The following is a 7629-nucleotide window of genomic DNA, read 5'->3' as shown; positions in this document are numbered from 1 at the left end:
TACGCCCCGCACAGCCTATCGAGCCGCGATGCAAAGCCTTCTTCTCATCGGAACCGGCGGGGCGCTGGGCGCCATCTCCCGGCACTTGGTCGGCCGGGCGGCGCTGAAATGGCTCGGACCGGATCAGCCCTGGGGCACATTCGCCGTCAATATCGCCGGCGGTCTGTTGATGGGCCTCTTGATCGGCTGGCTGGTGGCCACCGATCGCGGTGATCACCATATGCTGCGCACCTTCGGTGCGGTCGGCTTTCTTGGCGGCTTCACCACATTCTCGGCCTATTCCCTCGATATCGCCCTGATGATCGAGCGCAAGGCCTGGCTCAATGCCTTCGCCTATGCGGCGGGTTCTGTAATTCTGGCGCTGGCAGCGCTGATGATTGGCATGATGATCATGCGGAAAGTTTATCCATGAGTGGCGTTCAATTAGTGACGGTCGACCAGGGCGAGGACGGCGCACGGCTGGATCGCTGGTTCAAGCGCCGTTTCCCGCATATCGGCCAGGGCCTGATCCAGAAGCTCTGCCGCAAGGGTGATATCCGCGTCGATGGCCGCCGCGCCAAGACCGATCTGCGCGTCGAGATGGGGATGGAGATCCGCATCCCGCCCCTGCCCGAGCCCGGCGAGGTCGAGAAGATTGATGTCCTCACCCCGGAAGAGATTCATTATGTGCGCGGCCTGGTCATCTATGAAGATGATGAGCTGATCGCCTTCAACAAGCCGTCGGGACTGGCCGTGCAGGGCGGTTCGAAAACCACCAGGCATCTCGACCGCCTGCTTGACGCCTTCGGCGAGGGCATGACGCGGCCGCGTCTGGTGCACCGGCTCGACAAGGACACCTCCGGCGTCCTCGTCGTCGGCCGCACACCCAAGGCGGCGGCGCGCCTGGCGAAGGCCTTTCAGCAGCATCGCACCAAGAAGACCTATTGGGCGATTGCCATTGGCGTTCCCAAACCGCGCATGGGCGAGATCAAGGGCTTCCTCAAGAAGGCAGCCGGCGCCGGCGGCGATCCGGATCGCGAGCTGATGGTCGGCGCCAGCCATGGCGATCCCGGCTCGCACCATGCCCTGACCCGCTACACGGTGATCGCCGATGCCGGCCAGAAGGCCAGCTGGGTTGCGCTGCGGCCCGTCACCGGCCGCACCCACCAGCTGCGCGTCCATCTCGCCGCCATGGGCACCGCGATTCTCGGCGACCGCAAATACACCTGCGACCGTCCGGCACCGGAAGATCTCGGCCAGCGGCTGTGCCTGCATGCGCGCCGGCTGGAAATCCCGCGCGATAATGGCAATCCGCTCATCATCGAGGCCGATCTGCCCAAGCCGCTGGCCAAGGTCTTCGATACGCTCGGCTTTAATCCGCGCGAGATTGACGAGGCCGAGATCGAGGCACAGCTCGCCTGATGCCGGATCTGAAACTCGCCATCTGGGATATTGACGGCACGCTCGTCGACAGCCGCGTCGTGATCCAGCAGGCCATGGAGCGCGCCTTCAGGCGTGCCGGCCTGGGCGCGATCGCCTATGAGCGCACCCGCACCATTGTCGGGCTGGAACTGACCGAGGCTGTCATGCGTCTGGCACCGGTCGATTATCCGGCCGAGCGCGTGCCCGAGCTGGCGACCTTCTACAAACAGGCCTTCGTGGAAATGCGCACCGAGCCCGATTTTTCCGAACCGCTCTATGACGGTGCCCGCGAGACGCTGGAAAAGCTGCGCGATGAGGGCTGGCTGCTCGGTGTGGCCACCGGCAAGCCGCGGCGCGGGCTCGACGCCGTGTTCGAGCATCACGGATTGCACCGTTATTTCGACACGTTCCAGACTGTCGATCACGGTCCCGGCAAGCCGCATCCGCGCATGGTGCTCGACGCGATGAAGGAGACCGGCACCGAAGCCGGCCAGGCCGTCATGATCGGCGATACCGGTTTTGACATGGCGATGGGCCGCAATGCGGGCGTGCATACGCTGGGCGTCTCCTGGGGCTTCCATACGGGCGACGAGATCAATGAGGGCGGCGCCCACGAATTGCATCATGATTTCGAGACACTGGGCCTGGCGCTCGACGCCTTTGCCGCCCGCATCCCCGAGAGTGCCCGATGAGCGAGTATGAGACCAAGCCGGGCGTGCGCATGCCCAAGCCGGAAGATAATCGGCCCAAGCGTTTCTACACCGCTGTCAGCATCGCTGAGGGTGAGGGTGGATGGCGGGTTCAACTCGATGGCCGTTCAGTCAAGACGCCGGCCAAGAATCTGCTGCAGGTGCCGACCGCGGCGCTGGCTGAATTGCTGGCTGCGGAATGGGACGCCCAGGGTGAGCGTATCAATGCCCCGGCCATGCCCGCCAACCGGTTGTGTTTCGTCGCCATCGATCTGATGGGCGATGCCCATGACGCCACGGTCGCCGAAGTGACGCGCTATGCCTCCACCGACCAACTCTGTTTCCGCGCGCCGGATCCGGCTGATCTCGTTGCGGCTCAGGCGGCCGCCTGGGATCCGGTACTGGACTGGGCAAAAAAAGCGTTGGGTGTTGAGTTGCGCTCAGGCACCGGCGTCCTGCCGATCGACCAGGATGCGGCCGCGCTGCAGGCGATTCATGCCCGCGCATCGGCGCTCGATATCTGGCGTCTGACGGCGCTGGCGCACGCGACGGCGGTCTGCAGTTCGGCCGTGCTCGGCTTTGCCCTGCTTGAGGGCGAGCGCGGTGGTGAAGCGGTGTTTGCGCTTTCCACCATCGACGAGGCCTATCAGATCGCCCAATGGGGTCATGACGAGGAAGCGGCGCAGCGGCTCGCTCTGCTCAAGACCGAATTGGTCGCGGCCGAGCGTATGCTGCGTGCATTGGACGCGTCGTGATAGCTTGATGGTGCCGGGCGGCACGCTAATGTGTGGTCAGGGCAGAAGTGAAAGATTTCGACATGGCTGAGACGAGCACGACAGATAGCGGCAAGACCGGTCCCGGCGGTATCCTCGATTTCGGCGCCCTGCGTGCGGCCGAGCTGCGGACTGAGCCCTATAATTATTTTGTCGCGCCGGGCACGTTGAGCGAGGCCGAGGCCGGCGAGATCCGCCGTGATTATCCGCAAATCAACAAGCCGGGCTATCTGCCGCTCTCCAAACTGGAATCGCACGGCACATTCGACCAGCTGATGACGGATCTCAATTCACCGGATCTGGCGCAGGTGATGACCGACAAGTTCGGCGTCGATTTTACCGACAAGCCGCGCATGATCACGGTTCGCAAGATCTCGCAGCTCTCCGATGGTCCGATCCATAATGATTCGAAGTCGAAAATCCTCACCATGCTGACCTATCTCAATGCGGATTGGGACGGCACCGGAGCGGGCTGTATCCGGGTCCTCAACGGGCCGAAGGATTTTGACGATTTCACCGAGGAAGTGCCGCCTCTGGCCGGCTATGTCTTCGCCTTCCTGCGCGCCGATAATTCCTGGCATGGCCATCTACCCTTCGAGGGTGAGCGCTATGTGGTGCAGACAACATTCCTGACCTCGCAGGAAGAGCTCGACCGCAAGGAAAATCGCGGCGGGCTGCAGTATTTCCTCAAGAAGCTGAATCCGTTTCAGTAGGTCCGCGCCAGCCTGGCCGGGAGGAAATATTGGATGCACCGATCCTGGTTGCGCATAACCCTTCCTGGGCCGGCCAATATCTGCACGAGGCCGCCGGCATCCGTGCAGTGCTGGGAGCGAATGCCGTCGACCTGCAACATATCGGCAGCACCTCGATTCCGGGCATCCTGGCCAAACCGGTTATCGATATACTCGGCGCTGTGACATCCCTTGATGCCGTTGATGATTGCGTCGACGCGATCGGCCGGCTCGGCTACGAGGCAAAAGGGGAGTTCGGCTTTGCGGGACGGCGGTATTTTCGCAAGAATGACGAGCGTGGGCGACGCACGCATCATCTGCACATTTACACCAGCAACTCGGTGGATTTCTCGCGCCACCTCGTATTTCGCGATTTTCTGTTGGCCTTTCCCGAGCAGGCGAAACGCTACAGTGAGTTCAAGGCCAGGCTGGTCGACGAGATTGGTGTCAGACGCGAGGATTACCAGGCCGCGAAAAACCCGTTTGTCGCGGATCTTGAACGACAGGCTCTGGCGTGGTCGCAAGGCTGAGACGCTGGACGCATTCGGGAGAGCTGTAACCTCAGTAGGCCGTCAGTCTCCGTAGCCAGCGTGGCTTCAGGCTCAATCGCCCGTCATCGAGCCGCTTCCAGATCAGGAAGCCGGCGGTGATGACCGCCAGCTCGCCCAGCTCCTGGAAGACGTGGTGGCAGAGCAGCACGGCGCTGAGCACAAGCAGGGCCCTCAGGGCGAGAAAACCGGGCGCCTGATCGGCCGGCTGCAGGATCAGCCGCAAATTGGCCGCGATCAGCAGCAGCACCAGACCGGCGACGAAATAGATCGCCTCCATCGTGCCAGGCGCGATGTAATTGTGCAGGTTGATTTCCGATTGCAGATTGGTCTGTGCGATGGCCTCGGGCACGGCGAGGCCGAACCAGTGCTGACCCCAGCTGATTTCCTCGCCAAAACCCGCCAGCAGGACCAGGCTGAGCGCGATCATCATGGATGGGCCGAAATGGCCGCCCCTCGGTTTGCCGCTCAGCAGGTGAGCCAGGAATATGACGGCGGGGAAAATCATCACGGTGATGGTCAAATTCTCGATCAGTCCGCCATCGCCGACTTCGGGCCGAAAGACGCCCCCGAGCGGCGTGAACTGATTGACCAGATTGAGAAGCGCCAGCGCCAGCAGAGCGAGGGTGACGGCGCTGTCATAGCGCCACAGGCTTGAGACCAGTCCGTCAAACCCGGTATCGCGTGCCCGTGCGGCCAGGCTGCGGAGCAGGATGAGACCGCCCGCGAGCATCACCAGCAACAGGCCGATTGCCTGAAGGGGGGCGCCGATTTCTCCGTCAGGAGAGAGAATTTCCATCTCGTGTCTCCGTCGTTTCACAATGGGCCGCCTGGCGTGTCAGATGCCGTAGGCCGCTGCGAGCGTGTCGAGGCGGCGCAGGGCCTTGCCGGGCCAGTGGGCCACACGGCCGATGGGCAGGCGGCCGGCAAATGCATCAACCCCGGCACCGGCGGCCATCAGGCCCGCGACCATCGAGGGCTGTTCGATACTGCCGCTGGCAATGTCGAAGGAGGCATTGGCCAGCTTGCGTTTGAAATCGGCATCGCCCGGGCCCAGATGGATGGTGCCGATGCCGCTGGCGTTCATCGCGCGGGCCATTTCCATGAAGAGCAGCAGGCCGGGTCCATACTGGGCGTATTCCGGCCAGAAAACCGGAAACCAGTAGTGGAGCACGGTTTCCGAGCGCATCCCGAAATGGGCCGCCGCCAGCTGACCATTGATTTCTAGCGTCGACAGGCAGCCGCGCAAATCCTGCGTCTGATGCTGGAACAGGTCCCCGACCAGATCGCGGGCCCATTTGGCAATGAAGACATCGAAGGCATGGGTGCGATGATATTGCTCGCGCTTGTTGGCGAAAGTCGCGCCGAGCGCTTCCGGGCGGCGATCATCGAGGCGGAAGGTGATGTCGAGCCCGGATTCTGCGAGCTTGCGCTGCCTTGCCCGGATATTGCGCATCGCCTTGGCGTCGGCGAGGCGCCGCGATTCGAGCCAGGCATCGTGACCCTGGCTCAAATCGACCGTCCAGGATGGTTCAATTTGCGACGCTTTGGCAGCGAAGCCCGATTGCTGTGCCAGGGCGCCGTGAAATCGAAGGACCGAAATCGGGCTGGATTCGAGCGCCGCGGCGATATCGAGATCATTCTCTTCAGTGATCAGGCCGTGATGGTCAGCCAGCGGCCCGCCGAGCGGCCGGGCGACTCCCCAACGCGAGAGCTGCATTGGCAGGATTCCGACCGTATAGCCCTTGCGTGACAGGACCAGCGCCTGGGCGTCATGGCGACGGTCGGCCATAAGATCGGTGAATTCCAGCGAGAAATAGGGTGAGGCGAGAGCGGGATTGGCGGCACGCATGGCGCGCCAGCCGGCCCGTTGCGCGCCGCTCAGGCCCGCAAACGGCACCAATTCTGTGGTGGTGGCCCTGTTCGCCATGAAGTGTGCGCTCCGTTGTCCCCGACCTGGACTGCAAGAAACGCACCGGCCGGAAGCCGGTCCAGCCGAGGTGCCAGCATCCTCGTGTGATTGCCCTTGCGATGCGACCTCTGCTATCGAACCCGGATAGACAGATGCGGAAGGATTGGCGTCCATGAAGGATGTGCTCGAACAACTCATCGAAAAGCGTGCCGGCGCTCGCGCTGGCGGCGGCACCCGCCGCGTCGAGAACCAGCATGCCAAGGGCAAGCTGAGCGCCCGCGAACGGGTTGAAATGCTGCTCGATGACGGCTCTTTCGAAGAGTGGGACATGTTCGTCGAACATCGCTGCGTCGATTTCGGCATGGCCGAGAAGAAGATTCCCGGCGATGGCGTCGTCACCGGCCATGGCACGATCAATGGCCGTCTCGTCTATGTCTTCTCCAAGGATTTCACAGTGTTCGGCGGCTCGCTCTCCGAGACCCACGCCCAGAAGATCGTCAAGATTCAAAAGGCCGCCCTGCAGAATGGCGCTCCAATCATCGGTATTTTCGATGCCGGTGGTGCGCGGATCCAGGAGGGCGTTGCCTCGCTCGCCGGTTATGCCGACATCTTCCTGCAGAACACGCTGGCCTCGGGCGTCGTGCCGCAGATCTCGATGATCATGGGGCCCTGCGCCGGCGGCGATGTCTATTCGCCGGCCATCACCGACTTCATCTTCATGGTGAAGGACACGTCCTACATGTATGTCACCGGTCCCGACGTGGTGAAGACCGTTACCAACGAGACCGTCACCCATGAGGAGCTCGGCGGCGCCTCGATCCATGCGAAAAAATCCGGTGTCGCCGATGGCGCCTTCGAGAATGATCTCGAGGCGCTGGTGCAATTGCGCCGTCTGATCGATTTCCTGCCGCTGTCGAATCGCGAAAAGCCGCCGGTACGCCCGAGCTTTGACGATCCCGACCGGCTCGAGGCCAGTCTCGACACGCTCGTCCCGGCCAATCCCAACAAGCCCTATGACATCAAGGAATTGATCCACAAGGTCGCCGATGAGGGGGATTTCTTCGAGATCGCGCCGGATTATGCCGCCAATATCGTCACCGGTTTCGGCCGCCTCGACGGCCAGCCGGTCGGCTTCGTCGCCAATCAGCCGATGAGCCTGGCCGGCGTGCTCGACAGCGATGCGTCGCGCAAGGCCGGCCGCTTCGTGCGTTTCTGCGATGCCTTCGGCATTCCGATCCTCACCTTTGTCGATGTGCCCGGCTTCCTGCCCGGCACCAAGCAGGAATATGGCGGCCTGATCAAGCACGGCGCCAAACTCCTCTTCGCCTATGCCGAGGCGACCGTGCCCAAACTCACCGTCATCACCCGCAAGGCCTATGGCGGCGCCTATGATGTGATGAGCTCGAAACATCTGCGCGGCGACGTCAATTACGCCTGGCCCACCGCCCAGATCGCCGTGATGGGCGCCAAGGGTGCCGCCGAGATCATCCACCGCGCCGATCTTGGCGATGCCGAGAAAATGGCCGGCCATGTCAAGGAATACGAAGACCGCTTCGCCAACCCCTTCATCGCCGC

At 62.7% G+C, this 7629-nt stretch carries 9 protein-coding genes; 7 read left to right on the top strand and 2 right to left on the bottom strand.

The features are described 5' to 3' along the window. From crcB to AAC023_RS12680, 6 genes are all read left to right on the top strand, one after another. Positions 1–412 (top strand): fluoride efflux transporter CrcB (crcB, locus tag AAC023_RS12705; protein ID WP_339741567.1); only part of this gene is annotated, 412 nt, incomplete at its 5' end. After that, entirely contained in the window at positions 409–1401 is a 993-nt protein-coding gene (locus tag AAC023_RS12700) for an RluA family pseudouridine synthase (protein ID WP_339741566.1), read from the top strand. The genes crcB and AAC023_RS12700, both read left to right, overlap by 4 nt. Beyond that, a complete protein-coding gene (locus AAC023_RS12695) occupies positions 1401–2093 on the top strand; it encodes an HAD-IA family hydrolase (protein WP_339741565.1) in 693 nt (230 codons plus the stop codon). Before AAC023_RS12700 ends, AAC023_RS12695 begins: the two co-directional genes overlap by 1 nt. After that, a complete protein-coding gene (locus AAC023_RS12690; RefSeq protein ID WP_339741564.1) occupies positions 2090–2845 on the top strand; it encodes an ATP12 family protein in 756 nt (251 codons plus the stop codon). Before AAC023_RS12695 ends, AAC023_RS12690 begins: the two co-directional genes overlap by 4 nt. Positions 2846–2907: 62 nt before the next feature. Beyond that, a complete protein-coding gene (locus tag AAC023_RS12685; RefSeq protein ID WP_339741563.1) occupies positions 2908–3576 on the top strand; it encodes a 2OG-Fe(II) oxygenase in 669 nt (222 codons plus the stop codon). Between the two features lie 29 nt (positions 3577–3605). Further along, positions 3606–4124 carry a GrpB family protein gene (locus AAC023_RS12680; protein WP_339741562.1) on the top strand — a complete coding sequence of 173 codons (519 nt, stop codon included), beginning with the start codon at positions 3606–3608 and terminating at the stop codon, positions 4122–4124. 31 nt (positions 4125–4155) lie between these two features. Here the strand turns inward: AAC023_RS12680 and AAC023_RS12675 are convergent, their stop codons facing one another. Next, on the bottom strand, positions 4156–4941 hold the full coding sequence (locus AAC023_RS12675; protein WP_339741561.1) for a hypothetical protein: 786 nt from the start codon (positions 4939–4941) through the stop codon (positions 4156–4158). 39 nt (positions 4942–4980) lie between these two features. Then, positions 4981–6072, bottom strand: coding sequence for a GNAT family N-acetyltransferase (locus tag AAC023_RS12670; protein ID WP_339741560.1), 1092 nt, complete (start codon positions 6070–6072; stop codon positions 4981–4983). A 154-nt stretch (positions 6073–6226) separates the two neighbouring features. Here AAC023_RS12670 and AAC023_RS12665 point away from each other — a divergent pair. Next, the coding region (locus AAC023_RS12665) for an acyl-CoA carboxylase subunit beta (protein WP_339741559.1) at positions 6227–7629 on the top strand (1403 nt) is incomplete at its 3' end.

This window comes from uncultured Maricaulis sp. (genome assembly GCF_963976135.1).
GTDB lineage: Bacteria > Pseudomonadota > Alphaproteobacteria > Caulobacterales > Maricaulaceae > Maricaulis.
Note: the sequence above shows the minus strand (reverse complement) of the source record. Positions and strands in the feature narration are given on the sequence as shown.

Coding starts and splice junctions, on each gene's coding strand:
- AAC023_RS12700 (WP_339741566.1), top strand. CDS start 409: ATGAGTGGCGTTCAATTAGTGACGGTCGACCAGGGCGAGGACGGCGCA.
- AAC023_RS12695 (WP_339741565.1), top strand. CDS start 1,401: ATGCCGGATCTGAAACTCGCCATCTGGGATATTGACGGCACGCTCGTC.
- AAC023_RS12690 (WP_339741564.1), top strand. CDS start 2,090: ATGAGCGAGTATGAGACCAAGCCGGGCGTGCGCATGCCCAAGCCGGAA.
- AAC023_RS12685 (WP_339741563.1), top strand. CDS start 2,908: ATGGCTGAGACGAGCACGACAGATAGCGGCAAGACCGGTCCCGGCGGT.
- AAC023_RS12675 (WP_339741561.1), bottom strand. CDS start 4,941: ATGGAAATTCTCTCTCCTGACGGAGAAATCGGCGCCCCCCTTCAGGCA.
- AAC023_RS12670 (WP_339741560.1), bottom strand. CDS start 6,072: ATGGCGAACAGGGCCACCACCACAGAATTGGTGCCGTTTGCGGGCCTG.